General features: G+C 67.6%; 22 protein-coding genes. 14 read left to right on the top strand and 8 right to left on the bottom strand.

What is annotated here, in order from left to right:
* The first annotated feature begins 4 nt into the window (after positions 1–4).
* Genes BDD16_RS17660 through BDD16_RS17650 form a run of 3 tightly spaced genes read left to right on the top strand, consistent with a single transcriptional unit; the run spans position 5 to position 2,785 of the window.
* Positions 5–940: an ABC transporter permease gene (locus BDD16_RS17660; RefSeq protein WP_179635146.1), complete on the top strand. Its 936-nt coding sequence runs from the start codon at positions 5–7 to the stop codon at positions 938–940.
* Positions 937–1,779, top strand: a complete 843-nt coding sequence (locus BDD16_RS17655) for an ABC transporter permease subunit (RefSeq protein ID WP_179635145.1) — start codon at positions 937–939, stop codon at positions 1,777–1,779. Before BDD16_RS17660 ends, BDD16_RS17655 begins: the two co-directional genes overlap by 4 nt.
* Positions 1,780–1,783: 4 nt before the next feature.
* Entirely contained in the window at positions 1,784–2,785 is a 1,002-nt protein-coding gene (locus BDD16_RS17650) for a glycosyltransferase family 2 protein (protein WP_310732772.1), read from the top strand.
* Here the strand turns inward: BDD16_RS17650 and BDD16_RS17645 are convergent.
* Entirely contained in the window at positions 2,745–3,143 is a 399-nt protein-coding gene (locus BDD16_RS17645; RefSeq protein ID WP_179635143.1) for a GtrA family protein, read from the bottom strand. The two genes, BDD16_RS17650 and BDD16_RS17645, sit on opposite strands and share 41 nt — an antisense overlap.
* Here BDD16_RS17645 and BDD16_RS17640 point away from each other — a divergent pair.
* Positions 3,142–4,050 (top strand): ChbG/HpnK family deacetylase, encoded by a 909-nt coding sequence (locus BDD16_RS17640; RefSeq protein WP_179635142.1) that lies wholly within the window; start codon positions 3,142–3,144, stop codon positions 4,048–4,050. The genes BDD16_RS17645 and BDD16_RS17640 overlap by 2 nt on opposite strands.
* Here the strand turns inward: BDD16_RS17640 and BDD16_RS17635 are convergent.
* On the bottom strand, positions 3,962–5,605 hold the full coding sequence (locus BDD16_RS17635; protein ID WP_179635141.1) for a glycosyltransferase family 39 protein: 1,644 nt from the start codon (positions 5,603–5,605) through the stop codon (positions 3,962–3,964). The genes BDD16_RS17640 and BDD16_RS17635 overlap by 89 nt on opposite strands.
* An 83-nt stretch (positions 5,606–5,688) precedes the next feature.
* On the opposite strand from BDD16_RS17635, the gene BDD16_RS17630 reads away from it, so the two are divergent.
* The 3 genes from BDD16_RS17630 (at position 5,689) to BDD16_RS17620 (ending at position 7,670) form a co-directional block, all read left to right on the top strand.
* On the top strand, positions 5,689–6,621 hold the full coding sequence (locus tag BDD16_RS17630; protein ID WP_179635140.1) for a DMT family transporter: 933 nt from the start codon (positions 5,689–5,691) through the stop codon (positions 6,619–6,621).
* Between the two features lie 78 nt (positions 6,622–6,699).
* The gene (locus BDD16_RS17625) at positions 6,700–7,233 is read left to right on the top strand and encodes a MarR family winged helix-turn-helix transcriptional regulator (protein ID WP_179635139.1); all 534 of its coding nucleotides are present in this window, start codon (positions 6,700–6,702) and stop codon (positions 7,231–7,233) included.
* 11 nt (positions 7,234–7,244) lie between these two features.
* The gene (locus tag BDD16_RS17620) at positions 7,245–7,670 is read left to right on the top strand and encodes an organic hydroperoxide resistance protein (RefSeq protein WP_179635138.1); all 426 of its coding nucleotides are present in this window, start codon (positions 7,245–7,247) and stop codon (positions 7,668–7,670) included.
* Positions 7,671–7,702: 32 nt separating this feature from the next.
* Here BDD16_RS17620 and BDD16_RS17615 read toward each other — a convergent pair whose 3' ends face one another.
* Positions 7,703–8,683 carry an asparaginase gene (locus BDD16_RS17615; protein ID WP_179635137.1) on the bottom strand — a complete coding sequence of 327 codons (981 nt, stop codon included), beginning with the start codon at positions 8,681–8,683 and terminating at the stop codon, positions 7,703–7,705.
* Between the two features lie 83 nt (positions 8,684–8,766).
* Between BDD16_RS17615 and lexA the strand changes: the two genes are divergently transcribed.
* Both lexA and BDD16_RS17605 read left to right on the top strand, forming a co-directional pair.
* Positions 8,767–9,459, top strand: a complete 693-nt coding sequence (lexA, locus tag BDD16_RS17610) for a transcriptional repressor LexA (RefSeq protein WP_179635136.1) — start codon at positions 8,767–8,769, stop codon at positions 9,457–9,459.
* A gap of 138 nt (positions 9,460–9,597) precedes the next feature.
* Positions 9,598–10,008: a hypothetical protein gene (locus BDD16_RS17605; protein WP_179635135.1), complete on the top strand. Its 411-nt coding sequence runs from the start codon at positions 9,598–9,600 to the stop codon at positions 10,006–10,008.
* Positions 10,009–10,071: 63 nt separating this feature from the next.
* Here the strand turns inward: BDD16_RS17605 and phbB are convergent, their stop codons facing one another.
* The 3 genes from phbB to phaC form a co-directional block, all read right to left on the bottom strand.
* Positions 10,072–10,809: an acetoacetyl-CoA reductase gene (gene phbB, locus BDD16_RS17600; RefSeq protein ID WP_179635134.1), complete on the bottom strand. Its 738-nt coding sequence runs from the start codon at positions 10,807–10,809 to the stop codon at positions 10,072–10,074.
* Between the two features lie 87 nt (positions 10,810–10,896).
* Positions 10,897–12,075, bottom strand: a complete 1,179-nt coding sequence (locus BDD16_RS17595; protein ID WP_179635133.1) for an acetyl-CoA C-acetyltransferase — start codon at positions 12,073–12,075, stop codon at positions 10,897–10,899.
* An 88-nt stretch (positions 12,076–12,163) separates the two neighbouring features.
* On the bottom strand, positions 12,164–13,831 hold the full coding sequence (gene phaC / locus BDD16_RS17590; RefSeq protein WP_179635132.1) for a class I poly(R)-hydroxyalkanoic acid synthase: 1,668 nt from the start codon (positions 13,829–13,831) through the stop codon (positions 12,164–12,166).
* A gap of 104 nt (positions 13,832–13,935) precedes the next feature.
* Here phaC and BDD16_RS17585 point away from each other — a divergent pair, with 104 nt between their 5' ends.
* Complete coding sequence (locus BDD16_RS17585) at positions 13,936–14,187, top strand: hypothetical protein (protein WP_179635131.1); 252 nt, start codon at positions 13,936–13,938, stop codon at positions 14,185–14,187.
* 16 nt (positions 14,188–14,203) lie between these two features.
* Here the strand turns inward: BDD16_RS17585 and pgeF are convergent, their stop codons facing one another.
* On the bottom strand, positions 14,204–14,995 hold the full coding sequence (gene pgeF / locus BDD16_RS17580; RefSeq protein ID WP_310732773.1) for a peptidoglycan editing factor PgeF: 792 nt from the start codon (positions 14,993–14,995) through the stop codon (positions 14,204–14,206).
* Complete coding sequence (gene maiA / locus BDD16_RS17575; protein ID WP_179635129.1) at positions 14,982–15,623, bottom strand: maleylacetoacetate isomerase; 642 nt, start codon at positions 15,621–15,623, stop codon at positions 14,982–14,984. Before maiA ends, pgeF begins: the two co-directional genes overlap by 14 nt.
* A 73-nt stretch (positions 15,624–15,696) precedes the next feature.
* Between maiA and BDD16_RS17570 the strand changes: the two genes are divergently transcribed.
* The 4 genes from BDD16_RS17570 to BDD16_RS17555 all read left to right on the top strand — a co-directional run bounded on the left by BDD16_RS17570 (position 15,697) and on the right by BDD16_RS17555 (position 26,725).
* On the top strand, positions 15,697–16,242 hold the full coding sequence (locus BDD16_RS17570; protein ID WP_179635128.1) for an NUDIX hydrolase: 546 nt from the start codon (positions 15,697–15,699) through the stop codon (positions 16,240–16,242).
* Positions 16,243–16,268: 26 nt separating this feature from the next.
* Positions 16,269–18,509: a type I secretion system permease/ATPase gene (locus BDD16_RS17565; protein WP_179635127.1), complete on the top strand. Its 2,241-nt coding sequence runs from the start codon at positions 16,269–16,271 to the stop codon at positions 18,507–18,509.
* Complete coding sequence (locus tag BDD16_RS17560) at positions 18,506–19,939, top strand: HlyD family type I secretion periplasmic adaptor subunit (RefSeq protein ID WP_179635126.1); 1,434 nt, start codon at positions 18,506–18,508, stop codon at positions 19,937–19,939. The genes BDD16_RS17565 and BDD16_RS17560 overlap by 4 nt, the downstream gene beginning before the upstream one ends.
* A 207-nt stretch (positions 19,940–20,146) precedes the next feature.
* Positions 20,147–26,725, top strand: coding sequence for a Calx-beta domain-containing protein (locus BDD16_RS17555; protein ID WP_179635125.1), 6,579 nt, complete (start codon positions 20,147–20,149; stop codon positions 26,723–26,725).
* Positions 26,726–26,788 lie beyond the last annotated feature (63 nt).

The raw sequence follows: 26,788 nt of genomic DNA, 5'->3' as shown, positions 1-26,788 counted from the left end.
GAGCATGGCCATCGCCCCCACCCTGCAGCGCCTGCGCACCCTCGCGAGCGGGCGCAGCCTCGTCATCGGCACGCCACTCGTGTGGCTGCTGGTGTTCTTCCTGCTGCCCTTCCTCATCGTGCTGCGCATCAGCTTCGCGGAGATGGACGGGGCGCGGGTCAGCGACCTGTTCACCTTCGCGAACAACGAGCTGTTCATGAAGCTCAAGCTTCAGAACTTCCTCACCATCCTGCAGGACGACCTGTACCTGGCGACCTACGGCCAGTCGCTGCTGTACGCCGGCATCACGACCGCGGTCTGCCTGTTCATCGGCTACCCGTTCGCGTATTTCATGGCGCGCTCGCCCGCGACGGTGCAACCGCTGCTGCTGATGGGCGTGATGCTGCCGTTCTGGACCAGTTTCCTGCTGCGGGTCTACGCCTGGAAAGGACTGCTGGACACCGAGACCGGCTGGGTCGGCACCTTCCTGAACACCCTCCACGCCGACCAGGTGCTGCTGCCACTGGGGCTGATCTCGGCCGAGGGGCAATACATGTACACGCCCTTCTCGCTGATCCTGGGCATGGTCTACACCTACCTGCCGTTCATGATCCTGCCGCTGTATGGCACGCTGTCCAAGCTCGACCTGCGCCTGCTGGAGGCCGCGCAGGACCTGGGTGCAACGCCGTGGCAGGCGTTCTGGCGCATCACGGTGCCGTTGTCCAAGGGCGGCATCATCGCCGGCGCCATGCTGGTGTTCATCCCCTGCGTCGGCGAATACGTGATCCCCGAGCTGCTCGGCGGACCGGAGACGCTGATGATCGGCCGCGTGCTGTGGGACGAGTTCTTCAGCAACAACGACTGGCCGATGGCGTCGAGCGTGGCCGTGACGATGGTGCTGCTGATCCTCGTGCCCCTGGCGATCTTCAACCGCAACCAGTCGCAGGGAGCCGCCCAGTGATCATCACCCCCGCCGGACGCTGGACGAGCCGGATCTGGCTGACCGCCGGCTTCGTCTTCCTCTACCTGCCCATCATCGCGCTGGTGGTCTACAGCTTCACCGACTCGCCCGTGCCCAATGTCTGGGCCGGCTTCTCGCTGCGCTGGTACGAGAAGCTGGTCGAGGACGAGGCCATCCGCAACGGCCTGTTCCTGTCGCTGCAGATCGCCACCGCCACCGCCACCGGCGCCGTCATCCTCGGCACGCTGGCCGCCTTCACGCTGGAGCGCTACCCGCGCTTCCCCGGCCGCACGCTGTTTTCCGGCATGGTGAATGCGCCGCTGGTGATGCCGGAGGTGATCGTCGGGCTGTCGCTGCTGCTGATGCTGGTGTCGATGCAGCGGCTGTTCGGCGTGCCCGAACGCGGCATCGTGACGATCTGGATCGGCCACATGCTGGTCGGCATGGCCTACGCGACGGTCGTGATCGCGGCGCGTCTGCGCGACCTGAACCCGCAGTTCGAGGAAGCCGCGCAGGACCTCGGCGCCCGTCCGCTGCAGGTGTTCTTCCTCGTCACGCTGCCGATGATCGCGCAGTCGATGCTGGCGGCGTGGCTGCTGACCTTCACGCTGTCGCTGGACGACGTGGTGATGTCGGCCTTCCTGTCGGGACCCGGCTCGACCACGCTGCCGCTGGTGATCTTCTCGCGCGCCCGGCTGGGTCTGGACCCGACGGTGAACGCGCTGGCCACGGTCGTGATCGTGGTGGTGGCGGTGTTCGTCGTGGTGTCGAGCTACATGATCGCGCTGCGCGAGCGGCGCCTGCAGCAGGAACAGCAGGCTGCGCTGAAGGGTGGTTGACCGGGTGGAACGTCTCTGCAGCAGCATCAGCCTCGTCATCCCCTGCTACAACGAGGCCGACAACCTGGACGCGCTGCTGGCGCGCTGTGTCGCCACCTTGAACACGCTGGGCATGGTCTGGGAAATCGTGCTGGTCGACGACGGCAGCCGGGACAACACCGCGCTGCAACTGGCGCACTGGTCGGTGCGGGAGCCACGGGTGCGCGCGCTGCTGCTGTCCCGCAATTTCGGCAAGGAAGCGGCCCTGAGCGCCGGCCTCGACGCCGCACGCGGGCAGGCCGTGGTGCTGATGGACGCCGACCTGCAGCACGAACCCGAACTGGTCCCCACCATGCTGCAGCGCTGGAAACACGGCATCGACGTGGTCTACGCGCGCCGCCGGGACCGCAGCGACGAGCCCTGGTTCAAGCGCACCTTCACGCGGCTGTTCTACCGGATGCTCAACGCCACGCATCCGCGGGTGACGATTCCCGCAGACGCAGGCGATTTCCGGCTGCTCGACCGCCATGTGGTCGACGCGCTCAAGTCGCTGCCGGAGCACAACCGTTTCATGAAGGGCATGTACGCCTGGGTCGGCTTCCGCTCGGAAGAGCTGCCCTACACGCCCAAGGCACGCGCCAGCGGCCAGAGCCACTACAACCTGCACAGCCTCGTCAGCCTGTCGCTGAGCGGCATGACGGCGTTCACGACCTGGCCGCTGCGGGCCTCCAGCGTGCTCGGCGTGAACCTGGCGCTGCTCGCGTTCGGCTACGGCGGCTATCTGGTGCTGGACTACTGGCTGTTCGGTGCCGAGGTGTCCGGCTGGACCACCATCGTGGTCAGCACCATGCTGTTCTCCGGCGTGCAGCTGCTCAGCCTCGGCGTGCTCGGCGAATACATCGCCCGGATCTACGAGGAGGTCAAGGGGCGCCCGCTCTACATCGTGCACCGCCACCTGGGCGAAGGTCTGCCACAGGGCGGTGGCATCACCCCGGCGACGCCGCCCGAAACACCCACAGCCGGCTGACCACGAAGGTCGCCACCGCCAGCCCGACCAGCACCACGCCGAGCGCCAGGTCGTAACGCAGGCCGCCAGCGCGCAGCAGCGCGGCGTAGCAGACCTCGTTGACGGCGAACCCGGTGCCGGACACCAGGACAAAGCGCCACAGACTCTGTCCGGTGCCGACCCCGGTGGTCGCGCCGAAGGTCCAGAACCGGTGGCCGCTGAAGGACACGACGAATGCGATCATCCAGCCCGCCACGTTGGCCACCAGCGGCGCCACCTCCATGGACTCCACGGTCAGGCGCACGACGCCCCAATGCACCGCAGCCGCGGTGGTCCCCACGGCGATGAAGCGCACGCCTTGCCAACGATCTTTCGACATGCCCGACATCCTAGCCTCCCCCCGACCCTGCAAGCGCCTGGCGGTCTGTGTCGATGACTACGGCCTGCATGCCGGCATCGACGAGGCCAGCACGCAGCTCGCACGCGCCGGCCGCATCAGCGCCGTCAGCGTGATGAGCGATGGCCCGACCTGGCCCGCCAGTGCCCCCGCGCTGCGCGACGCCGCCCGCACGCACCCGGTCGATGTCGGCCTGCACCTGAACCTGACCGAAGCCCTGCCGGGCACCGCGGGCGAGCCGTTGCCGCGCGTGATCCTGCGTGCCGGGCTGCACCTGTTCGACGCACGCGCCCTGCGGCGCCGGATCGAGCAGCAGCTGGACCGGTTCGAGGCCGGCTGGGGCGCGGCGCCGGACCATGTGGACGGACACCAGCACGTGCACCAGCTGGCCCAGGTCCGCAGCGTGCTGCTGGAGGCACTGGAGGCGCGCTACCCGGACACCGCCCGCCGGCCGTGGCTGCGCGCCAGCCGGGCCCCCGCCGGTGCCGACCTGCCGCTGCGGCGCAAGGCCGACGTGATCTCGTGGCTGGGTGCGGTGGAACTGCAACGCGGCGCGGCCCGGCGTGGCTGGCAGTCCAACGCCCACCTGCTTGGCGTCTACGGCTTCGACACCGACGCGGCGGGTTACCGGGCCTTGCTGCAACGCTGGTTCGCCCTGGCGCAGGACGGTGATCTGCTGATGTGCCACCCGGCCAGCCATGCGCCGGCCGGCGATGTCATCGGCACGGCCCGCCAGGTCGAATGGCGCGTCTGGCAATCCGACACCCTGCCGGAGGACCTCGCCCGGTCCGGGCTGCAGATCACGGCGCTGCGCAACGTGCTGGCGGAACGATCATCCAGTGGAGCGTCTGGTGCGGTGCTTGCCGCTGCGCCGGGACATCAAAACTGAACTCCCCCCGCAACACCGGACCGGACGACCAGTCGTCCAGCTCCGGCGGCGTGCCGAGCCGAACCGCGAGATGCCCCGCCTCGGCGAAGTCCGCCAGCTGCAGCCACGGCGTGTGCAGCAGGTTGTCGTCCACCACGGCCGGATGCTCGGGCGCATAGAGCCCGATGATGCCGGCCTCGAATCCCGGACCACGCACATAGCGCAGCGTGCAACCCGCGGGCACGGCGGCCAGCCACTGCGCGCGCATGGCATCGGCCATGGCGCGGGCCGGGTAGAACTCGTCGACACGGGCTCTGGTCGAACGGGCCATGTCCGTCCAGCGCGGCGCGGAATGGGCCAGCAAGAACACGCCGTGCAGCACCAGCGCCACCGCCACGCAGCGACGCCACGCCGGCCGCACCGGCCAGGGCCAGAGCGCAGCCGCCACGAGGCCCATGAACTGGAAGGTCTGGATGCCCCAGTGGTCCTGCAGGCGCAGCCCCCCCATCAATGCCGCCACCAGCACGCCCGCCACCGGCACACCCAGCAGGCTGGACAGCCAGATCCACTGCGGTGCCGGACGGTCGTCGCCGCGCACGGGCTGGGGCATCCGGGCCGCCCTGTCCGTCCCGCGCCGGCCGGACCAGCCGGCCACCAGCGCCAGCATCAGCAGCGCCGGCGACAGCACCCGCAGCTGGATCACCAGAAACTTGACCACCCCGGCCAGGCGCTCGCCAGCGGACTGGGACACCCCCGACTGCGTCGCGTAGGCCACCGTGCTCCAGCCGTGCGTGGCCACCCAGGCCACGTGCGGTGCCAGCATCAGCAGCGCGATCACCACCGCCAGCGCCAGCCCCTGGCGATTCGCGGGACGCGCCAGCGCACCCGAGCGCCACATCGCCACCACCACGCCGATCAGCGGCAGCGCGGCCTGGTATTTCGACAGCATCGCCAGCCCGGCCACCACACCGACCAGTGCCCAGCGCAGGGTCTGCTGCCGCGCCGGACGCGCTGCCTCCAGCTGCGTGGCCCGCAGCGCCAGCAACACGACCGCCGACACGCAGACCACCAGCACCGAGTTGTGGTTGAACAGCTGCGCCTTGCCCATGAAGCCCTGCTGCAAGCCGGCGAACAGCACGGCCAGCCCTGCACGGTCCTCGCCGATCAGCCAGCACGCAATGCGCCAGGTCAGTACCAGGTTCAGGGCAATGCAGCCCCCGGCCAGCACGGATGGCCACCACGCATGCAGCCCCCCCACGCGGATCGCGGCGGCCAGCAGCCAGCTCGGCAGCGGCGGGTGCTTGTGGTAGCCCCACTCCATCGACTGTGCCCAGGACAGCTGCTCGAAGTGGTCCCCGTACTGCGCCGTGTTGGTCCACCAGGCCACCAGCACCCAGACCAGCACCAGCCCTGCGGCCAGCAGCGGGGGGTGGATCAGCCCACGCGCCGAGACCGCCCACCGCAGCCCCCCTTCGGGCAGCCACGGCACCGACCGCCGACCGGCTCCGGCGGCCACACCGGCCACAGGCGCGGCCTCTGCACAGGTACCATCCGGACGGCTGTTTCTCGTTTTCACACTGGCATCCCGGCTGCAGCGCAACACTGCTTCACGAACAGACACATAGATACATTCAAGGCGCGGGATTGTGCTTGATCAACATGACATCTTCTACCGAGAGTTTCCCCGCCGCGCCGCTGCGCTGGTCCTACATCTGTCTGGCAGGCAGCATGGCGCTGGTCGGCAGCTACGTCGGGCTGTCCAAGCTGCTGGTCGCCGTCTTTCCGATCTTCCTGCTGGCCTGGCTGCGCTTCGGCATCGCCGCGGTGGCGATGGCCGGCTGGGTGCGTCGTCCGGCCAGCGAAACACCCCTCGCGCGCCACGACCGCGTGCTGCTCTTCTTCGAGAGCTTCCTCGGCAACTTCCTGTTCTCGATCTGCATGCTGTATGGCGTGGCCATGAGCACGGCGCTCGCCGCCGGCGTGATCATGGCGGCGCTGCCGGGGGTGGTCGCGCTGATGTCGCGGGTGTTCCTGGGTGAACGGCTCACCGGGCGCGTTCTTGCCGGCATCGCCTGTGCCGTGGCGGGCATTGCGCTGGTGTCCTGGAGTCGGCACGGCGTCGCCGATGTGCCAGGCACCACCAGCACCAGCACACTGACGGGCAATCTGCTGCTGGTCGGCGCGGTGGTCTGCGAGGCCAGCTACGTCGTGATCGGCAAGCGGCTGTCTGGCCGCATCGGCCCGCGCCGCATCAGCGCACTGGTGAACCTGTGGGGCCTGGCACTGGTCACGCCGTTCGGCCTGTGGCAGGCCCTGTCGTTCGACTTCACCGCGGTCACGCAGCCGACCTGGATGCTGCTGCTGTTCTATGCCCTGGCCGCCAGCGTGGTGACGGTGTGGCTGTGGATGACCGGCCTGCGCCACGTGCCCGCCGCGCGGGCGGGGGTGTTCACGGTGATGCTGCCGGTGTCGGCCGCTGCCGTGGGCGTGCTGCTGCTGGGCGAGTCGTTCAGCACGGCGCAGGCGCAGGCGTTCGCACTGGCCATGCTCGGCGTGGTGCTGGCGACCTGGCCTGAATCAGCCGCCCGCTGAGCGGGTGTCGATCCGGGCAGAACCGGACAAGACCACATTTCCAGCAATTGTATTGTGTGCAATTAAACTGCACACATCATGAACACCCATCCCAGCGACAGCACCCGCCACGAGGCACCCGACCGTCCGAGCCGCGACTGGCTCGCCCTCGACCGGCAGTTGTGCTTTGCGCTGTACACCGCCTCGCTGGCAATGACCAGGCGTTACCGGCCGCTGCTGGAGCCGCTCGGGCTGACCTACCCGCAATACCTGGTGATGCTGGCCCTGTGGCAGCGCGACGGCCGCAGCGTCGGCGAGCTGGGCGAAGCCCTGTCGCTCGACTCCGGCACCCTCACCCCGCTGCTCAAGCGCCTCGAAGCCGCGGGACACCTCCGCCGCCAGCGCAGCCGCGACGACGAGCGGCGTGTCCAGGTCCACCTCACCGAGGCGGGCCGTGCACTGCGCGAACAGGCGCTGGCCATTCCTCCCCAGCTGGCGGCCGCCGCCGGTTGCTCGCTCGACGAGATCGGTGCCCTCACCGGTGAACTGCACCGCCTGCGCCAGGCGCTCGCCCAGACGGAAGGCCAGATCACCGTGTCCCCTCAATGTCCCCACCCCGCCCTGAAACCCTGAAAGACCCCACCATGTCCCTCGACAAAGTGCTCTACACCGCCCGCGCCACTGCCACCGGAGGTCGTGACGGCGGCGCCACCACCGACGACAACCGCCTGAGCGTCAAGCTGTCCGTGCCGAAGGGCCTGGGCGGCGACGATGGCGCCGGCACCAACCCCGAGCAGCTGTTCGCGGCCGGCTATGCCGCGTGCTTCATCGGCGCGATGAAGTTCGTCGCCGGCCAGAAGAAGGTCGCCCTGCCCGCGACCACCTCGATCGCCTCGGAAGTCGGCATCGGCCCGATCCCGACCGGCTTCGGCATCCAGGTGACGCTCAACGTCAGCATCCCGGGCGTCGACCGTGCAACCGCCGAAGCGATCGTCCAGGCCGCCCACATCGTCTGCCCGTACTCGAACGCCACCCGCGGCAACATCGACGTCACGCTGAACGTGCTCTGATCGGTCGGTACCTGCCCGGCCGCCGCCACGCTTCACGCCCGGCGTGACAGCAGCCGGAGCAGGATTTCCACGCGGGCCTGCACCGCGGTGAGCGCGCCGGCATCGGGGACCAGATCATGTCCGGTCGGCACGATGCAGCCGGAGCCACCGCGCAAGGCCCGCACCACGGCCACACCGGCAGACTGCGCCCGCAGCAGGGCCGTCTGCAGTTCCTGGTGCACCGTGCCATTGCCGGTGGCCGCGACCACCAGCCCCTGCACCCCGGCCTCCATGAGCAGGTCCACCACCCGGCCGTCGGCGCCAGCGTGGCTCACGACAATCTGCACTTCCGGCCAGATGTCCGCCGCGAGCACCTGCAGACCCAGCGGCGTTCCAGTCGGCCAGTCGCGCAGCACGCGCAGACGGCCTTCCTCGACATGCCCGAGCGGCCCGGCATCGCCGGCATCGAAGGCATCCGGCCGGTAGGGATGCACCTTGCGCACCTCCCCGCCCAGCCAGACCTTGCCTGCCAGCACCGCCACCACCCCCCGCGCGCCGTCCAGACCGGCAACCGTGACGGCATCCGCCAGATTCTGCGGACCGTCGGGCTGGCTCGCGCTGGCCGGGCGCATCGCGGCCGTCAGCACCACCGGCTTGGCGGGCGCCAGCACGCGCTGCAGCAGGTAAGCGGTCTCCTCCAGCGTGTCCGTGCCGTGGGTGACGACGATGCCATCGACCTCCGGACGGTCCAGGTGAACCTGCACCCGCTCGGCAAGCCGCCGCCAGACGGCGTGGCTCATGTCCTTGCTGTCGATCTGGGCCACCTGTTCCGACTCGATCGACCAGCCTTCCTCGCTGCGGCGGCGCAGGGCTGGCACAGCACCCAGCAGCTGTGCCACCGCGACCTGACCGGCGGTGTAACCCACGTTGTCGTCGGCACTGGCAGCCTGCCCGGCAATGGTTCCGCCAGTGCCCAGCACGACAATGCGCCGCGGCAGAGCATGGAAGCTCGAATTCGAATCTGTGCTTGTCATTTGCAAATGGCTGGATAAAAATACAGGCGCTGGATGTTTGACCAGTCCATGCGCCGCCAACGTCACCACCTAGCGAGGAATCCGTGGACGACAGCCCCAAGCTCACCGACCGACAGCAGCAGATCCTGGAGCTGATCCTGCGATCAATCGAACGAACAGGCGCACCACCGACACGCGCCGAGATCGCATCCGAACTGGGATTCCGCTCGCCGAACTCCGCCGAGGAGCACCTCAGGGCCCTGGCACGCAAGGGCGTCATCGATCTGGTCAGTGGCACCTCGCGAGGCATCCGCGTCAAGTCTGACACATTGCGCCGCCTCAACGCGTCGCGGATGCGCGGCGTCGACGAGACCGCCCGTGATGCCATTCCGGCCGGTCCGCTGTCGCTGAGTCTGCCGCTGGTGGGCCGGGTCGCGGCAGGCAGTCCGATCCTGGCGCAGGAACACATCGAGCGGACGTTCAACGTCGAGTCCTACCTGTTCGCTCGCAAGCCGGACTACCTGCTCAAGGTCCGCGGCATGAGCATGCGAGACGCCGGCATCCTGGATGGCGACCTGCTGGCGGTCCAGAAGACCAGCGATGCCAAGAATGGCCAGATCGTCGTGGCCCGCCTGGGCGACGAGGTGACGGTCAAGCGGTTCAGGCGCACGGCTTCCTGCATCGAGCTGATCCCAGAGAACCCTGATTTCCAGACCATCCGGGTGCCTGCGGACAGCACCGACTTCAGCCTGGAAGGGCTGGCGGTCGGCCTGATCCGCAACACGCTGCTGAGCTAGCGGGACCGCTCGATCCCCTGCCACGAGGGCCACGCACCGGAGCGCGCGTCCGGGCGGGGCATTGTGCGGTCAAGTCAACCCATCGCTGGTCGATAGATCTGGCATGCGCCCGATCCGTCGACCTCCAGGAGGTCCTTCATGCATCCACTGCTTGCCCAGTTGCTTCAGCGACGTGCAGCGCGGCGCGAGTCGATCCCCGGCCACATCCTGCGCACGACACTGCCACCATCGCGCGAGATGTCCATCCGGCGCCCCGGCACTGGCCACCGCACCGACAGCGGGATGGCACTGTTCATGAACCAGTCGCCGCGCCCAACGTTCGGCCGACCCTGCCCTGCAGCGTCCGCGGCCATCGACACCGTGCTCGACGAACTGCAGGCAATCGCTCCGTCGGCCAGGGTACCCGCCAGCGATGCACGGTCACGGTCACCGACTGAATCCGACGGCGTGCACCTGTGCATCGACCCGCAAGACCACCAGCGCGTGCGCATCAGCGGCAGCATGCGCGAGGTCTGCGCCGCACTGGATGCGCTGATCGCCGTGCAATGAAAAAAACCGGGCAAGCCCGGTTCTGGAGTCGGCAAAACCGGCCTGCAAGTGGCCGGAGACCGATCAGCCCATGTGCAGGCCGCCGTTGCAGCTGAAGTCCGCACCGGTCGTGAAGCCCGAGTCATCGCCGGCCAGCCAGGCGACGATGGAGCCGATTTCTTCCGGCGTGCCCAGGCGCTTCACCGGGATGGTGGCGACGATCTTTTCCAGCACTTCCGGCTTGATCGCGCGGACCATGTCGGTGCCGATGTAGCCGGGGCTCACGGTGTTGACCGTGACACCCTTGCTGGCCATTTCCTGGGCCAGGGCCATCGTGAAGCCGTGCATGCCGGCCTTGGCGGCCGAGTAGTTGGTCTGGCCGGACTGGCCCTTTTCGCCATTGACCGAGCTGATCTGGATGATCCGGCCCCAGCCCTTGGCGACCATGTCCGCGACCACCTGCTTGGTGACGTTGAACATGCTGTTCAGGTTGGTGTCGATGACAGCGTCCCAGTCGTCGCGGGTCATCTTCAGGAACATGCGGTCCTTGGTGATGCCGGCGTTGTTGACCAGCACGTCGATGATGCCGTGCTCGGCCTTGGCGCGCTCGAAGGCATCGACCGTCGAGTCCCAGCTCGCCACATTGCCCACCGAAGCGTAGAAGGTGTAGCCGGCCGCGGCCTGCTCATCCAGCCACTTCTGCGCGTCGCGGGTCGGGCCGCAACCGGCGATGACCTTGAAGCCTTCCTTGTGCAGGCGACGGCAGATCGCGGTTCCAATGCCACCCATGCCGCCAGTGACGTAAGCAACTTTCTGAGTCATGTTGTCTCTCCTACTGATTCGAGCCTGTCCCCGATGGACAGGCTTCAGGCCCGTGTTCGGCCCCTGCTAACTGGGAACTCTGAAAACTCAGCGCTCGACCGTGAGCGCCACACCCATGCCGCCGCCGATGCACAGCGAGGCGATGCCCTTCTTGGCATCGCGCCGCTGCATCTCGTGCAGCAGCGTGACGAGAATCCGGCAACCGGATGCACCGATCGGGTGACCGATGGCGATGGCGCCGCCGTTGACGTTGACCTTGCTGGTGTCCCAGCCCATTTCCTGGTGGACAGCGCAGGCTTGTGCGGCAAAGGCTTCGTTGATTTCGAGCAGGTCGAGGTCGGCCGGCGACCAGCCGGCGCGCTGCAGCGCCTTGCGCGCAGCGGGAACCGGGCCCATGCCCATGAAGGCGGGGTCCAGACCGGCGCTGGCGTAACTGGCGATGCGGGCCAGCGGCGTCAGGCCGAGGGCAGCCGCCTTGGCGGCCGACATCAGCACGACACCCGCAGCACCGTCGTTCAGACCGGAGGCATTGCCGGCCGTGACGCTGCCCGTCTTGTCGAACGCAGGGCGCAACCCGGCCAGCGCTTCAGCCGTGGATCGGCGGTTGATGAACTCGTCGCTGTCGAAGACGACCGGATCGCCCTTGCGCTGCGGGATCGACACGGCGGCGATCTCGTCCTTGAACTTGCCGGCTTCCTGGGCGGCGGCGGCCTTCTGCTGCGAGCCCAGCGCCAGCGCATCCTGCATCTCGCGGGTCACGCCGTACTTCCTGGCGATGTTCTCGGCGGTCGTGCCCATGTGGTACTGGTTGTACACATCCCACAGGCCGTCGACGATCATGGAGTCGACCATCTTCCAGTCGCCCATGCGCTGGCCATCGCGCGAGCCAGCCAGCACGTGCGGGCTCATGCTCATGTTTTCCTGGCCACCGGCAATGACGATCTCGCTGTCGCCGTCGCGGATGGCCTGGGCACCCAGCATCACGGCCTTCAGGCCGGAGCCGCAGACCTTGTTGATGGTCATGGCTGGCACGCCTTGCGGCAGACCCGACTTGATGACCGTCTGGCGGGCGGGGTTCTGGCCCGAGCCGGCCGTCAGCACCTGGCCGAAGATCAGCTCGCCGATCTGCTCGCCGGACAGGCCCGAGCGCTGCAGCAGCGCGCGCACGACCGTGGCGCCAAGTTCGGGCGCAGCGGTCTTGGACAGGCTCCCGCCAAATTTTCCAACGGCGGTACGCGCCGCAGCGACGATGACGATGTCAGTCATGCAATTCTCTCCAAATACAAAAACTAGAAGTCGGTTCAAGCGTCCAGGGACGCCGACACTCTATCTCAGACTGTCGTCGAACCGACAATCAGACCTTGGCTTTGACGTACCGACCCGGCGCCGGCTCGATCGCCTTGTACTTGCGGCTGCCGAAGGACTTGGGGGCGGCCTTCTTCTTGCCTGCATGGCCGGCCAGCCACTCGGACCAGTCGGTCCACCAGCTTCCAGGCTGGCTGGTGGCGGTGTCCAGCCAGGCGTCGGCCGAGGCGGCCGGAGCCGCATTGATCCAGTAGTTGCGCTTCTTCTTGGCCGGCGGATTGACGACACCCGCGATGTGACCGGATGCGCCCAGCACGAAGCGGTACGGGCTCTTGAAGATGCGCGTGCTCAGGAATGCAGAGTCCCACGGCACGATGTGGTCTTCACGCGACGCATAGAGATAGACCGGTGCCTTGATCGCGCCGAGATCGACCTGTTCACCACACACGGTCAGGGCACCGGGCACCTTCAGCTGGTCCTGCAGGTAGGTATTGCGCAGGTACCAGCAGTACATCGCACCGGGCAGGTTGGTGCTGTCGGAGTTCCAGTACAGCAGGTCGAACGGCGGCGGCGTCTCGCCCTTCAGGTAGTTGCCGACGACATAGTTCCAGACCAGATCGTTCGGACGCAGGAAGCTGAAGGTGCTCGCCAGTTCCTTGCCACGCAGCATGCCAGGGCCCTGCGGGGCATCCGGCCCGATCGTCATCTCGCGCAACCGGACCGAGCCTTCGTCGACGAAGATGTCCAGGATGCCCGTGCTGCTGAAGTCGAGCAGCGTGGTCAGCAGCGTCAGACTCGCCGCGGGGTGCTCGCCGCGCGCCGCCAGCACGGCCAGCGCGGTGGACAGGATGGTGCCGCCCACGCAGAAGCCCAGCATGTCCAGCGTCTCCGCACCGGTGATCTCCTGCGTGACGCTGATGGCCTTGAGGACCGCGTTCTCGATGTAGTCGTCCCACGTCGTGGCCGCCATGTCATCGGTCGGGTTGCGCCAGCTCACGACGAACAGGCGGTGGCCCTGTTCGACCGTGTAGCGGATGACCGAGTTGTCGGGCTGCAGGTCGAGGATGTAGAACTTGTTGATGCATGGCGGCACGAACAGCATCGGCTTGTCAAACACCTGTGCCGTCAGCGGCTTGTATTCGATCAGCTGGAACAGCTCGTTCTCGAACACCACGGCGCCTTCGGTGGTGGCCACGTTGCGGCCCACCTCGAACAGCGATTCGTCGGTCTGCGACACATGGCCCTGCTTCAGGTCACCGAGCAGGTGCTGCATGCCCTGCGTCAGGCTCTCGCCCTTGGTCTCGACGGCCTTCTTCAGCGCCTCGGGATTGAGTGCAAGGTAATTGGACGGTGCGGCGGCATCGACCCACTGCTGCACGGCGAAGCGGATGCGCGCACGGGTCTTGTCATCGCCCTGCACCACGTCGGACAGTTCCATCAGCGTGCGGGCATTGAGCAGGTAGGTCGCCGCGGCGAACCCGGCCAGCGGGTTGTCGCTCCATTCAGGGGCGGAGAACCGGCGGTCCTTGGGCAGCGTCACCTTCCCGCCTGCCCCCAGGCTGCTGTTCCACAGTTCGCTGGCACTGCGCAGGTACTCCCCCTGGATACGGGCAAGATCGGCCTGCGGGATCTGCAGTTGCGAAAGGGTCTTCAACAGACCTGCGACGTCCTGCCCCAGCTCGGGTGCAGTGAACATGGACTTGCCAAACGGGTTCATTCATCTCCTCCGGTGCATGGAATACTGCATTTGAAGGCATTATGCATGCCGCATCCATACAGCCACCTTGCTAACTGCGTTGCAACAGATAACGGGAAATCCCCATGTACTTGGTCGCAATTGCGTGGCTTTATGTCACGTTGATGATGGCACTGGCAGAAGCCACGAATCCCCACGGGACCATACTCGGCGCGGTATTCACGCTGCTGCTCTACGGCATCGGCCCGCTCGCGCTGGTGATGTACCTGATGGGAACGCCCATGCGCCGCAAGGCGCGTCAGGCCAAAGAATCGACGCAGAAAGACGACACAGCAACGGCCACCGTCACCGGCCCGGAGGGGACCCCGCCGGGCTGATCGCTCGTTCGACCGTTCAGCGCAGCCAGACCAGCGCCGCCATCCGTCCGGTGCGCGGCGCGTGCCGGTAGGAGAAGCAGCGCTGCGGGTGGCCCAGCGTGCACCAGTCCGGCGCGCCGCTGTTGCCCGCCATCTGCTGCACACCGGCGGCCGCCAGCCGCTGTCGGGCGAGTGCCGGCAGATCGGCCAGCCACTTGCCCGGCCGAGCCGGCCGGAAACACGCGCCCGGCTGTTCGGGCGAAGCACCGAAGGCCAGCAGCACATCGGCACCGACCTCGAAGCGCGTCGGTCCGATGCACGGGCCGAGCCAGCATTCGATGTCCCCCGCCGACGCATCGGCCAGCGCACGGACATGCGCCAGCGTGGCCTCCAGCACGCCGCCAGCCAGACCGCGCCACCCGGCATGCGCAGCCCCGACGGCCCGCCCGCCGACATGCGCGAACAGCACCGGCAGGCAATCGGCCACCTGGATCTCGCAGGCCACGGCCGACGAAGCGGTCACGACCGCATCCGCCACCGGGGGTGTCGCGGGCGGCTCGGCCATCGACTCCAGCAGGTGCACCGCCACGCCGTGCACCTGCGACAGCAGCCGCGTCGGCCGGCCGACGATCTCCTGCAGCAAGGCCCGGTTGGCCGCGACCGCCACGGGATCGTCACCCAGACCATCCCGCAGGTTGAAGGCATCGAACGGCGGCTGGCTGACGCCGCCGGAGCGTGCCGTCATCACCGCCCCGACACGGGGGTGGGAGAACCGTGGCCGCCACCAGTCGGCGGGTGCGAGTTCGTCGAGACGCTCAGGCATCGGCATCCGGGCACGCCGAGGGTTGCGCCGCCAGGAAGGCCGGCAGCCGCATGCAGTTCTCGAAGATGCGCATGACCGTGGGGACATGGTCCAGGCGGCAGTCGAAGCGCTGGGCGTTGAAGATCTGCGGCACGAGCAGGCAGTCGGCCATCGTGGGCGTGTCGCCATGGCAGAACGTGCCGGTCGCGGGCTGCTCGGAGAGCTGACGCTCCACCACCTCCAGACCGACTTCGACCCAGTGCCGGTACCAGGCGTTCTTGGCGTCCTCGCTGGCGCCGAGTTCCTTGACCAGGTAGCGCAGCACCCGCAGGTTGTCGAGCGGGTGGATCTCGCAGGCGATGTCCTGGGACAGCGAGCGCACCCGCGCGCGGCCCAGCGGATCGGCGGGCATCAGCGGCGGCTCGGGGTAGACCTCGTCGAGGTATTCGATGATCGCCATCGACTGCGTGAGCGTGGCCTCGCCGTCCTTCAGCAGCGGCACCAGGCGCTGCGGCGACACGGCCGCGAACGCCGGGCCGGTCTGCTCGTTGCGCACCAGATGCACCGTCCTGTAGTCATACGGGAGCGACTTGAGCGCCAGCGCAATGCGCACCCGAAATGAGGCAGACGAACGGAAATAGCTGTAAAGCTCCATGGTGGATGGCTCCTCTTTGTTCGCACCGTTTGTTTCAGATCATGCCATGCGAAGCAGGCGATACACTGCCGGGATGCTACTGCCGCGACGTATCAAGCACTGCCGGGAGTGCGGGTCTCAGGTCCTCTACCAGATCCCCGCCGACGACAATCGAGAGCGTGCCACCTGCACGGCCTGCGCCACGATCCACTACGAAAATCCGCTCAACGTGGTGGGAACGGTTCCCTTCTGGGAGGATCAGGTCCTGCTGTGCCGACGCAACATCGAGCCGCGCCACGGCTTCTGGACGCTGCCGGCCGGCTTCATGGAACTCGGTGAAACCCTCGCTGAAGGCGCGGTGCGCGAGACGGTCGAGGAGGCCGGCGCCCATATCGAACTCGACGGACTGTTCTCGGTCCTGAACGTGGTCAAGGTCGGTCAGGTGCATGTCTTCTACCGTGCGGCCTTGCTGGACACGGTGTTCGATCCGGGCCCGGAAACCATCGAGGCCCGGCTGTTCCGCCAGCAGGACATTCCCTGGCACGACCTGGCGTTCCGCACCGTGCGGGTGACGCTGGAACGCTATTTCGAGGACCGCGCCCGCGGTCAATTCGGCCTGCACTGCGCCGATATCGGCTGAGCACTTCAGCGTCCACCGACCACACCATGACACTGCCTCGACCTGGCGCCCCCGGAGCGCCCCAGCCGGCGCCTGCCTCCGTGGCGGCCGCCCCCGCCAGACCGGCCCCCGCCGCCCGCGACGCGGCCACGGAGCGCCTGCGCGAGGACCTGCTCAACCCGGACCCGCTGCTGGACTGCCTGCTCGAAGTCTGCCGCCTGCACGGCGTCAACGCGTCGCGGGCCTCGCTGTCGGCCGGCCTGCCGCTGCAGGACGGCCGCCTCACGCTGAGCCTGGCCGAACGCGCCGCCCAGCGCGCCGGCATGTTCAGCAAGCTGCAGCGTGTCAAGCCGAACAGGATCGACGCCGCCACGCTGCCCGCCGTGCTGATCCTGCGTGGCAACGATGCCTGCGTGCTGCTGGGCTGGACCGCCGAGGGCGACGCCCGCGTGCTGATGCCCGAGACCGGCCAGGGCGCAGTCGTGATGGCGCGCAAGGACCTGGCGCGGCGTTACAGCGGTGTCGTGCTCTACGTGCGCCCGCATTTCCGCTTCGACGAGCGCACGCCCGAAGTCCGCGCCACCACCAAGGGCCACTGGTTCTGGAGCGCCATCGCCAGCCAGCGGCTGGTCTACCGCGACGTGCTGTGGGCCGCCTTCCTGATCAACCTGTTCGCGCTGGCCTTCCCGATTTTCACGATGAATGTCTATGACCGGGTGGTGCCCAACCACGCGATCGAGACGCTCTGGGTGCTGGCACTCGGGCTGATGCTGGTGCTGCTGGCGGACTTCTACATGCGCAAGCTGCGCAGCCACTTCGTCGACGAGGCGAGCGCGCGGATCGACGTGCAGCTGTCCTCGGTGCTGATGGAGCGGGTGCTGGGGATGCGGCTGGAGCACCGGCCGCAGTCGGTCGGTTCCTTCGCGTCGAACCTGCGCGGCTTCGAATCGGTGCGCGACTTCATCGCGTCGAGCACGGTGACCGCGCTGATCGACCTGCCCTTCGCGCTGATCTTCCTCGGCGTGATGGCGTGGATCTCGCCGTGGATGGTGCTGCCGGTGCTGCTGGCCTTCGTGCTGATCCTGGGCATCGGCTACGTGCTGCAGCAGCGCCTGCATGAACTCTCGGAGTCGACCTACCAGGCCAGCGCCCAGCGCAACGCCACGCTGGTCGAGGCCCTGACCGGCATCGAGACCATCAAGACCCAGGCCGCAGAAAGTGTCATCCAGGCCCGCTGGGAGCGCGCCAACCAGTTCCTCGCCCAGACCAATGTCCGCATGCGGGCGCTGTCCAGCACCGCCAGCTACGGCACCAACTGGCTGGCCCAGGTCGTCAACCTCAGCATCGTGCTGATCGGCGTCTACCTGATCTCGCAGCGCGAGCTGACGATGGGTGCGCTGATCGCCTGCACCACGCTGAGTTCGCGCGCGCTGGCACCAGCCGGCCAGATCGTTGGCTTGCTGATGCAGTACCAGGGCGCCCGCACCGCGCTGGAGTCGCTCAACAAGGTGATGGCCAACCCGGTCGAGCGCGAGGCCGGCCAGCACTTCCTGCACCGGCGCGAGCTGAAGGGCGACATCGAGTTCCGCGACATCAAGTTCGCCTATCCGGGCCGCGATGACCCGGTGCTCGATGGCATCAGTTTCCGCATCCAGCAGGGCGAGCGCGTGGCGCTGATCGGCCGCGTGGGTTCGGGCAAGACGACGCTGCAGAAGCTGATGCTCGGCCTCTACCAGCCGACCTCGGGCGCCGTGCTGCTCGACGGCATCGACCTGCGCCAGCTGGATCCGGCCGATGTCCGCCGCAACCTCGGCTATGTCTCGCAGGACGTGACGCTGTTCTACGGCTCGCTGCGCGAGAACATCACGATGGGCCTGCCCTACGCCGACGAGACCGCCGTGCTGGCCGCCGCCGAGACCGCCTGCATGACCGAGTTCGTCAACCGCCACCCGCGTGGCTTCGACATGCCGGTGGGCGAGCGCGGCGAGCTGCTCTCGGGCGGTCAGCGGCAGAGCGTCGGGCTGGCGCGCGCCGTGCTGCACAACGCGCCGCTGCTGCTGCTGGACGAGCCGACCAGCGCGATGGACTTCTCCACCGAGGCGCAGGTCACCCGCAAGGTCACCGAGTTCGCCCAGGGCAAGACGGTCGTGCTCGTCACGCACCGCACCTCGATGCTGGCGCTGGTGGACCGCGTCATCGTGGTCGACCAGGGCAAGGTCGTCGCCGACGGTCCGCGCGACCGCATCCTGGAAGCCCTGCAAGCGGGCCGCATCGCGAGGGCTGCATGAGCAACAACACCCCCAATCCCCGACAGGACGCCGCCAACGGCCCGGAGGCGGCCAGCCGCTGGTCCGACCGGCTGGGCGCCCTCGCCCGCGGCCTGTTCGGCAAGACTGTGGCCGATGGCGCCGGACCGCAAGGCCTGCGCGACTTCGAACACGAAGCCGAAGACATCATGTCTAGCCAGAAGACCGCCCGGGCGCAGCAGATCGTGCGCGCCGCGGTGGTCATCGTGGTGCTGCTGATCGTCTGGGCCGCGTTCGCCGAGATCGACGAGGTGACCAAGGGCGACGGCCGGGTCATCCCCTCGCGCCAGCTGCAGGTGGTGCAGTCGCTCGATGGCGGTGTGGTGTCCGAGATCCTGGTCAAGGAAGGCCAGGAGGTCGAGGCCGGCCAGCTGCTGCTCAAGGTCGACGAGACACGGGCCACCTCGGGTGTCAACGAAAGCGCGGCCACCGTCTTCGCGCTCAAGGTCAAGGAAGCGCGCCTGAAGTCGCTGGCCGAGGGCGGCGCCTTCAAGCCGCCGCCGGGCAATGGCGGCCCCGACGAGGACCGGATCATCGCGGAGGAGCGCAACCTCTACCTGTCCAGAGTGTCCGAGCTGCAGTCGATGCTGTCGGTCGTGCAGCAGCAGGGAGCGCAGCGCCAGCAGGAAGTCTCCGAGGCGCAGGCGCGGCGCTCGTCCGCCCAGCGCTCGATCGAGATTTCCCAGAACGAGCTGCGCCGCACCAAGCCGCTGCTGGCCACGGGTGCGGTGTCCGAGGTCGAGGTGCTGCGTCTGGAGCGCGAGATCAGCCGGTACCGCGGCGAGATGGAACAGGCCGCCGCGAGCATGGGCCGTGCACAGGCGGCGATCGGCGAATCGCGGCGCAAGGCGCAGGAGATGGAACTCACCTTCCGCAACGAGGCGCGGCGCGATCTCTCGGACGTGCTCGGCAAGCTCAACGCCATGAACCAGGGCGCGGCCGCGCTGGTGGACAAGGTGGACAAGTCCAGCGTCCGGTCGCCCGTGCGTGGTCGCGTGCAGCGGCTGCTGGCCAACACGGTGGGCGGCGTGGTGCAGCCGGGCAAGGACATCGTCGAGATCGTGCCGGTCGACGACGCGCTGGTGCTGGAAGCCAAGGTGCAGCCGAAGGACATCGCCTTCCTGCACCCGAACCAGACCGCCACGGTCAAGTTCACCGCCTACGACTTCTCGATCTACGGCGGCCTGGAGGCCAAGGTCGAGAACATCAGCCCGGACACCCAGATCGACGAGAAAGGCAACGCCTTCTACATCGTCAAGGTCCGCACCGCGCAGCCGCGCTTCAGCGAAAACCAGCCCATCATCCCGGGCATGACGGCGGAAATCGACATCCTGACCGGCAAGAAAACCGTGCTGTCCTATCTGCTCAAACCGGTTCTGAAGGCCAAGGCCTACGCATTGCGTGAACGTTGACACGAATTCATCATTTTTCCAGCACCAAGCCCCTCGATCGAGGGGCTTTTTCTTGCACCCGACACTGGTACCGCACCGGCTTCGTTATCCTTGCCGGAATGCATTTCCGAGTGAATCAAATCACGTTTATTGACGCATTTGATGCGTTAGTGAAACCCGGTTTGCTCTATTCTGGCGAGATCGCCTCGTCGAACTGAAAGATCCCCCATGGCTGCCACCCAAGCTCCGACCCTGAAATCGGCCCTGCTCTCCGGCAAGGCCGGCCTGCTGCAGAGCCTGCAGCGCCTGACGCTGGATCCGAACTATGTGCCGGCCCGCCTGCCGGAGGGCATGGTCGTGGGGATCTGGGGCGACGCCGTCGTGCGCACGCCGGACGGCACCGTGCGCGAGCTGAAGGTCGGCGAGATGGTCCGCAAGGGCTATGTGATCCTGACCTCGCAGAACGGCATCGTGCAACTGGAGGCCGAAGGCGATCGCCTGGCCCGCGTGCCGGTGGACCGTGACGGCCTGGAGCCGACCGGCACCGGCCTGTCCGGTGGCGAGGACGGCTCGCTCAACGGCGCGGAACGGGTCGGGCGGGTCATCGAGGTGGTCAGCCCCGCGGACTTCGACTTCTCCGCGGCCGAGCGCGCAAGCAATGCGGCGGCCAGCGTGACGGGAACCGGGCTGGCAGCGCCGGTCGCGTCGGTGGCCGATGTGACGGTCAAGGAAGACGCTGGCCACGCGGTCTTCACCGTCACGCTCGCACGCAGCTCCGACAGCGCCACCACGCTCGGCCTGGCCCTGACGGACGGCACGGCCCAGGGCGGCGGCATCGACTACGGCACCGCCGGCACCCCGCAGAACCTGGAAGTCTCGCTCGACAACGGCGCGACCTGGACCCCGGCGACCAGCGTGACGATCCCGGCGGGGATGCAGAGCGCCCTGGTGCGCACGCCGATCACCAGCGACTCCACCTACGAGCCCGACGAGGGCTTCACCCTGACGACCACGCTGCTGGCCGGCAACGTCAACGTCGCGGACCCGGTCGGCGTGGCGACCATCGTCGACCAGCTGCCCTACATCCAGGCCGTGAACCCCGTCACCGTCAATGAAGGGGCCGGACAGGCCGTGTTCACCGTGACGCTGTCCAATGCGTCGAAGGAGCCCGTCACGGTGCGCTACACCACGGCAGACGGCACAGCGACCGGTGGCGCCGACTACACCCCGGTGACGGGGCTGATCACCTTCGCACCGGGCGAGACGAGCAAGACCATCGCGGTCCCCATCCTGAACGACACGGTCTACGAAGGTGACGAGACCTTCAAGCTCACCCTGAGCGAACCGGTCAACGCCGGCCTGCCGACCCCGGACGTGCTCGGCACGATCCAGGACGACGGTCGCGGCACCGGTGGCACCGACGACGACCGGCCGCGTGTCGGCACCGTCTCCAGCCCGGCGGCCCGGGAAGGCGAGCCGCTGGATTTCACCATCACGCTGACCACCACCTCCACCACGCCGACCGTGCTCGACGTGACGCCACGCTCCGGCTCCGGCACCGTGGGCGCGGACACCGGCCCGCTGGAAGTCTCCTTCGACGGCGGCAAGACCTTCACCACGGTCACGGACGGCAAGGTCACCGTCCCGCCGGGCACCGACACGCTCATCGTGCGGGTGCCGACGCTGCCGGACTCGGATCCGGAAACCAGCGAAACCATCTTCCTCGATGTCAAGGCACCCGCCGACCCGGCCCCCGTGTACGGCACCGGCACCATCGAGGACGTCCCGCTCGTGTCGATCGCCGGCCCTGCAGCCGTCGACGAGGCCATCGGCAACGCCACCTACACGGTCACGCTGAACCATGCGGCCACCGTCCCCGTGAGCGTCACGGTCAAGACCGTCGAAGGCGTCGCCCTGGCGGGCAGCGACTACACCGCCGTGAACCAGGTGCTGACGTTTGCCCCTGGCGAAACCAGCAAGACGGTTCTGGTGCCGATCACCAATGACGACGTGCTGGAGGGCAAGGAAGCCTTCACCGTCCAGCTGGCAGCGCCCGCCGGCACGGTCATCGACACCGCGCATGCCAGCGTGCTCACGGAAATCGCCGACGACGGGCTGCTCGACGATGGCGTCAACAAGGACGCCCCCAAACTCGCCGTCACCGACCTGAACCTGCCCGAGACCTCCGGCTTTGCGGTCTTCAACGTGACACTGGACAAGGCCTCGGGCCTGGCCACCACGGTCGCGCTGGCGCTGGCCGACGGAACCGCCAAGGGCGGCGGCGTGGACTACGGCAGCGCCGGTGCCGGCAATCTGCAGGTCTCCACCGACGGTGGCACCACCTGGACCGACGCCACCACCGCCACCTTCGCCGCCGGCAAGACCAGCGTGCTGGTGCGCACCCCGCTGGTCGCCGATGCACTCGACGACAGCGGCGAGACCTTCACGCTCAAGGCCACGACCACGGCACCGGCGGACGGCACCTCCAATGCCAGCGCCACCGGCACCGCCACCGTCTACGACCTGCCGACGCTGCGCATCGACGACCAGACGGTCAACGAAGCCACCGGCACCGCCACTTTCACCGTGACGCTGTCCAGCGCGTCCTCGACCGCCGTCACGGTCCGCTACGCCAGCGTCAACGACACCGCCACCAGTGGCAGCGACTACGGCGCCGTCTCCGGCACGCTGACCTTCGCCCCGGGCGAGCTGACCAGGACCATCTCCGTCCCCATCACCGACGATCTGGTCTATGAAGGTGCGGAGACCTTCAAGATCCAGCTCACCAGCCCGAGCGTCAACGCCCTCATCGCCGACGACACCGGCATCGGCACCATCATGGACGACGGCACCGGCACCGTGCCGCCCGGCGTCACGCCCACCGACGACCGGCCGCGCGCCACCGTCAACGACGTGATCGTCAACGAAGGTGCCGGCACGGCCACCTTCACCGTGACCCTGGCCGGCACGGCCACCACGCCGATCACCCTGGGCTTCGCGACCTCCGACGGCACCGCCAAAGCCGGTCTCGACTACAGCGCCACCACCGGAACCCTGACCTTCGCGCCGGGCGAGACCAGCAAGTCGATCACCGTTCCCATCCTGAACGACACCGTCTATGAAGGCAGCGAGACCTTCGACGTCACCCTGAACAACCCCAGCAGCAACGTCGTCCTCGGCGATCCGCTTGGTCTGGGCACGATCAAGGATGACGGCACCGGCCCCGTCCCGCCCGGCGTCACGCCGGACGACGACCGCCCGCTGGTCACCATCAACGACGTGCAGGTCAACGAAGCCGCCTCGAAGGCCAGCTTCACGGTGACGCTGTCCAACCCGTCCGACCTGCCGGTCACCGTCAAGTACAGCAGCGTCAACGGCACGGCCGAAGCGGGCTTCGACTACGACGCCGTGCTGGGCACGCTGACCTTCGCTCCGGGCGAACTGAGCAAGACCATCGACGTGCCACTGAAGAACGACACCGTCTATGAAGGTGCGGAAACCTTCCAGATCGTGCTGACCGACCCGACCAATGCCACCGTGACCGCCGCGGGCGCGGGCGTGGACAGCACGAAGGACGGCACCGGCGTCGGCACCATCCTGGACGATGGCACCGGCCCGGTCCCGCCCGGCGTCACCCCGGACAACGACACCCCGGCCGCGTCGATCAACGACGTCGTCGTCAACGAAGCCGCGGGCACCGCCACCTTCACGGTCACGCTCACCAACGCCGCCAAGATGCCGGTGACGATCGCCTATGCAAGCGCCGACGGCACCGCCACGGCCGGTCTGGACTACACCGCCGTGGCGGATACGCTGACCTTCGCTCCCGGCCAGACCAGCCAGACCATCACCGTTCCCATCCTGAACGACATCGTCTACGAAGGCAGCGAAACCTTCACCATCAACCTGTCTGCGCCGGCCAATGCCACCATCGCCGATGGCATCGGGCTGGGTACGATCAAGGACGACGGCACCGGCCCGGTCCCGCCCGGCGTGACACCCGACAACGACACGCCGAGCCTGACCATCGACAGCCCGACCGTGGTGGAAAACCTCGCTGGCGGCCATGCGGTGTTCACGCTGACCCTGAGCAACCCGTCCACCACCGCCACCACCGTGGGTCTGGCGCTGACCGACGGCAGCGCCAAGGGCCTGGGCGTGGACTACGGCAGCACCGGCGGGAACAACCTGCAGGTGTCGATCGACGGCGGCGCAACCTGGGTGGACGCCACCACCGCCACCTTCGCGCCGAACACCACGACGCTGCTGGTGCGCACGCCATTGAACAACGACAAGGCGATCGAGCCCTCGGAAGCCTTCACGCTGACCGCCACCACCACCGCAGGCGCCACGCGGTCGCCCACCAGCACGGGCACGGCCACCATCGCGGACGATGACGTCGCGCCCGTGGCACTCCCCGACACCGGCCGCGGTGACGAGGACACGCCGATCACCGGCTCGGTCCTGACCAACGACACCGATGCCAACGGCGACCCGCTGACCGTCACCGGCTTCAGCGTCGGCGGCACACCCTATGTGCCGGGCACGACGGCCACCATCCCTGGCGTCGGCACCATCACGATCGCGCCGACCGGCGTCTACACCTTCAACCCGCTGCCCAACTACGACGGACCGGTGCCGGTCATCACCTACACGGTGACGGACGGCGCCAACCCGGTGAACGGCACGCTGACGCTGACCATCAACCCGGTCAACGACGCACCGATCGTGACGGCTGGCGCCGTGACGCCGCTGTCCGAGGAAGGGCTGACCGGCGGTCTGGCCGACACGACCGGCAACGTCGACACCACCAATCTGGTCGTCAACACCGGACAGATCGGTCTGAGCGACGTCGAAGGCAGTCCGATGACGGTGGTGTGGTCGCCGGTCACGGCGAATTACACGCAAAACGGCATTGGCATTTCCTGGACCGGACAAGGCACACAGACGCTCGTAGGACGCGCGGACAGCGGTCCGGAGATTCTTACCGCAACAATCGACAACACAGGGGCCTACACCGTAAAACTGCTGGGCCAGATCGACCATCCCTCGGCAGGCGAGGATTCGCTGCAACTGGATTTCGGAGTCGTCGTCAGCGACGGCGTGCTCAGCAGTCCAGGCACGGTCAGCGTGCGCATTGAAGACGACTCTCCCGCCGCACTGGTGACGCAAACCAGCAGCGTCAAGCTGCAGGACACCAATCTGCTCATCACGCTGGACACCTCAGGCTCGATGCTGACCAACATCGAAACAGGTGTGCTGGCAGGACAGACCCGGCTGGATGTGGCCAAGGCTGCCATCAACAACCTGATGGAGGCCTACAGCGAGTTCGGCAGCGTCCGGGTGCGTCTGGTGTCCTTCGCCAATGCGGCCACCGACCAGGGCAACGCGTGGCTCACGCTCGCGCAAGCCAAGCTGGTGCTGGACGCCATCTCCACAGTGAACGGAATTCCAGGCGGCATCACAAACTATGACGTAGCCATCGCGGCTGCTACCGCCGCCTTCGGTACGGCAGGCAGTTTGCCCGCCGCTCAAACCGTTGCATATTTCCTCTCGGATGGAAATCCCAACCGCCCGGCCGGCAGCGAAGGAATGAACCCATCCGAGGAGTCATCATGGAAGACATTCCTCAACACCAACAACATCACCTCCTACGCCATCGGCATCGCCGACGGTGTTGGTCAGTCCAAGCTGGATCCAGTGGCATGGAATGGCACGACGACTGGAGGCAGCGAGGCCAATGCAGTCGTGGTCACTGACCTTGCCCAACTCAGTGCGGTGCTGAAAAACACTGTGCCGATTCCGTCCGGTGACCTTAGTGCGGGCGGCACCTTCCGTGCGGGCGGCCAGGTCGGCGCCGACAAGGGCAATGTCCAGTCGGTGACCGTTGATGGCGTGACGTATGCCTATGACACCGCCAATAGCAGCAGTAACCCCATTACCGTGAGTGGTGGAACCGGCCATTACGCCTACGTCTTGGCCACCAAGACGCTGGTGGTCACAACCAGTGCAGGCGGCAAGTTCTATATCGATCTGGACGACGGCAGCTATGAATACCGTGTGCCGGCCAGCCTGGCAATGGCCACGCAGACCGAGGTACTCTCCTACGTCGTCGCAGACAAGGACGGCGACACGCAGCACGCCCAGATCGTCGTCAATGTCGGCACGTCCACCTCGTCGGTGGTCAACAGCGAGAACGTTCCCACGGCGACCCACGTCGGCAACAGCAGCGACGACATCCTCGTCGGCAGTGCTGGCAACGACTACATGATCGGCGGGGACGGCAACGACAACCTGTCCGGACTGCTCGGCAACGACGCCCTGTTCGGCGGCTGGGGCAACGACACCCTGGTCGGCGGCGATGGCAACGACACCCTCACCGGCGGCCAAGGCAACGATGTGCTCACCGGCGGCGTGGGATCGGATGTCTTCGCCTGGACGCTGAGCGACCAGGGCACCAGCGGCGCCCCCGCCGTCGACACCATCACCGACTTCAACACCAGCCTGCCCGCCGACGGCGGCGACATCATCGACCTGCGCGACCTGCTCGCTGGCGAGAACACCAGCACGCTGCAGAACTACCTGGAGTTCACCTTCTCCGGCAGCGGCAGCACGGCATCGACCACCATCCACGTCAGCGCGAACGGGTCGTTCACCGGTGGCACCTACAGCGCCGCTGCGGAAGACCAGGCCATCGTGCTGACCGGCGTCGATCTGCGGACCTCGCTGGGTCTGGACACCGCGGCAACGGACGCCGACATCATCAGCAAGATGCTGACGCAGGGCAAACTGATCGTCGATCCTTGAGACCCATCTGACCGCCGCCCGGCGGGCGGCTGCAAGCAGGAAAGCCGCCCCGGCCATGACAGC

Origin of the sequence: Sphaerotilus montanus (assembly GCF_013410775.1) — a bacterium.
Lineage (GTDB): Bacteria > Pseudomonadota > Gammaproteobacteria > Burkholderiales > Burkholderiaceae_C > Sphaerotilus > Sphaerotilus montanus.
The sequence above is the reverse complement of the archived record's forward strand: the minus strand, read 5'-3'. Positions and strand labels throughout refer to the sequence as shown.

Coding starts and splice junctions, on each gene's coding strand:
- BDD16_RS17660 (WP_179635146.1), top strand. CDS start 5: ATGGCCATCGCCCCCACCCTGCAGCGCCTGCGCACCCTCGCGAGCGGG.
- BDD16_RS17645 (WP_179635143.1), bottom strand. CDS start 3,143: ATGTCGAAAGATCGTTGGCAAGGCGTGCGCTTCATCGCCGTGGGGACC.
- phaC (WP_179635132.1), bottom strand. CDS start 13,831: ATGAACCCGTTTGGCAAGTCCATGTTCACTGCACCCGAGCTGGGGCAG.
- BDD16_RS17570 (WP_179635128.1), top strand. CDS start 15,697: ATGCTACTGCCGCGACGTATCAAGCACTGCCGGGAGTGCGGGTCTCAG.
- BDD16_RS17615 (WP_179635137.1), bottom strand. CDS start 8,683: ATGACAAGCACAGATTCGAATTCGAGCTTCCATGCTCTGCCGCGGCGC.
- BDD16_RS17555 (WP_179635125.1), top strand. CDS start 20,147: ATGGCTGCCACCCAAGCTCCGACCCTGAAATCGGCCCTGCTCTCCGGC.
- BDD16_RS17595 (WP_179635133.1), bottom strand. CDS start 12,075: ATGACTGACATCGTCATCGTCGCTGCGGCGCGTACCGCCGTTGGAAAA.
- BDD16_RS17565 (WP_179635127.1), top strand. CDS start 16,269: ATGACACTGCCTCGACCTGGCGCCCCCGGAGCGCCCCAGCCGGCGCCT.
- phbB (WP_179635134.1), bottom strand. CDS start 10,809: ATGACTCAGAAAGTTGCTTACGTCACTGGCGGCATGGGTGGCATTGGA.
- pgeF (WP_310732773.1), bottom strand. CDS start 14,995: ATGCCGATGCCTGAGCGTCTCGACGAACTCGCACCCGCCGACTGGTGG.
- BDD16_RS17630 (WP_179635140.1), top strand. CDS start 5,689: ATGACATCTTCTACCGAGAGTTTCCCCGCCGCGCCGCTGCGCTGGTCC.
- BDD16_RS17625 (WP_179635139.1), top strand. CDS start 6,700: ATGAACACCCATCCCAGCGACAGCACCCGCCACGAGGCACCCGACCGT.
- BDD16_RS17560 (WP_179635126.1), top strand. CDS start 18,506: ATGAGCAACAACACCCCCAATCCCCGACAGGACGCCGCCAACGGCCCG.
- BDD16_RS17620 (WP_179635138.1), top strand. CDS start 7,245: ATGTCCCTCGACAAAGTGCTCTACACCGCCCGCGCCACTGCCACCGGA.
- maiA (WP_179635129.1), bottom strand. CDS start 15,623: ATGGAGCTTTACAGCTATTTCCGTTCGTCTGCCTCATTTCGGGTGCGC.
- BDD16_RS17605 (WP_179635135.1), top strand. CDS start 9,598: ATGCATCCACTGCTTGCCCAGTTGCTTCAGCGACGTGCAGCGCGGCGC.
- BDD16_RS17585 (WP_179635131.1), top strand. CDS start 13,936: ATGTACTTGGTCGCAATTGCGTGGCTTTATGTCACGTTGATGATGGCA.
- BDD16_RS17640 (WP_179635142.1), top strand. CDS start 3,142: ATGCCCGACATCCTAGCCTCCCCCCGACCCTGCAAGCGCCTGGCGGTC.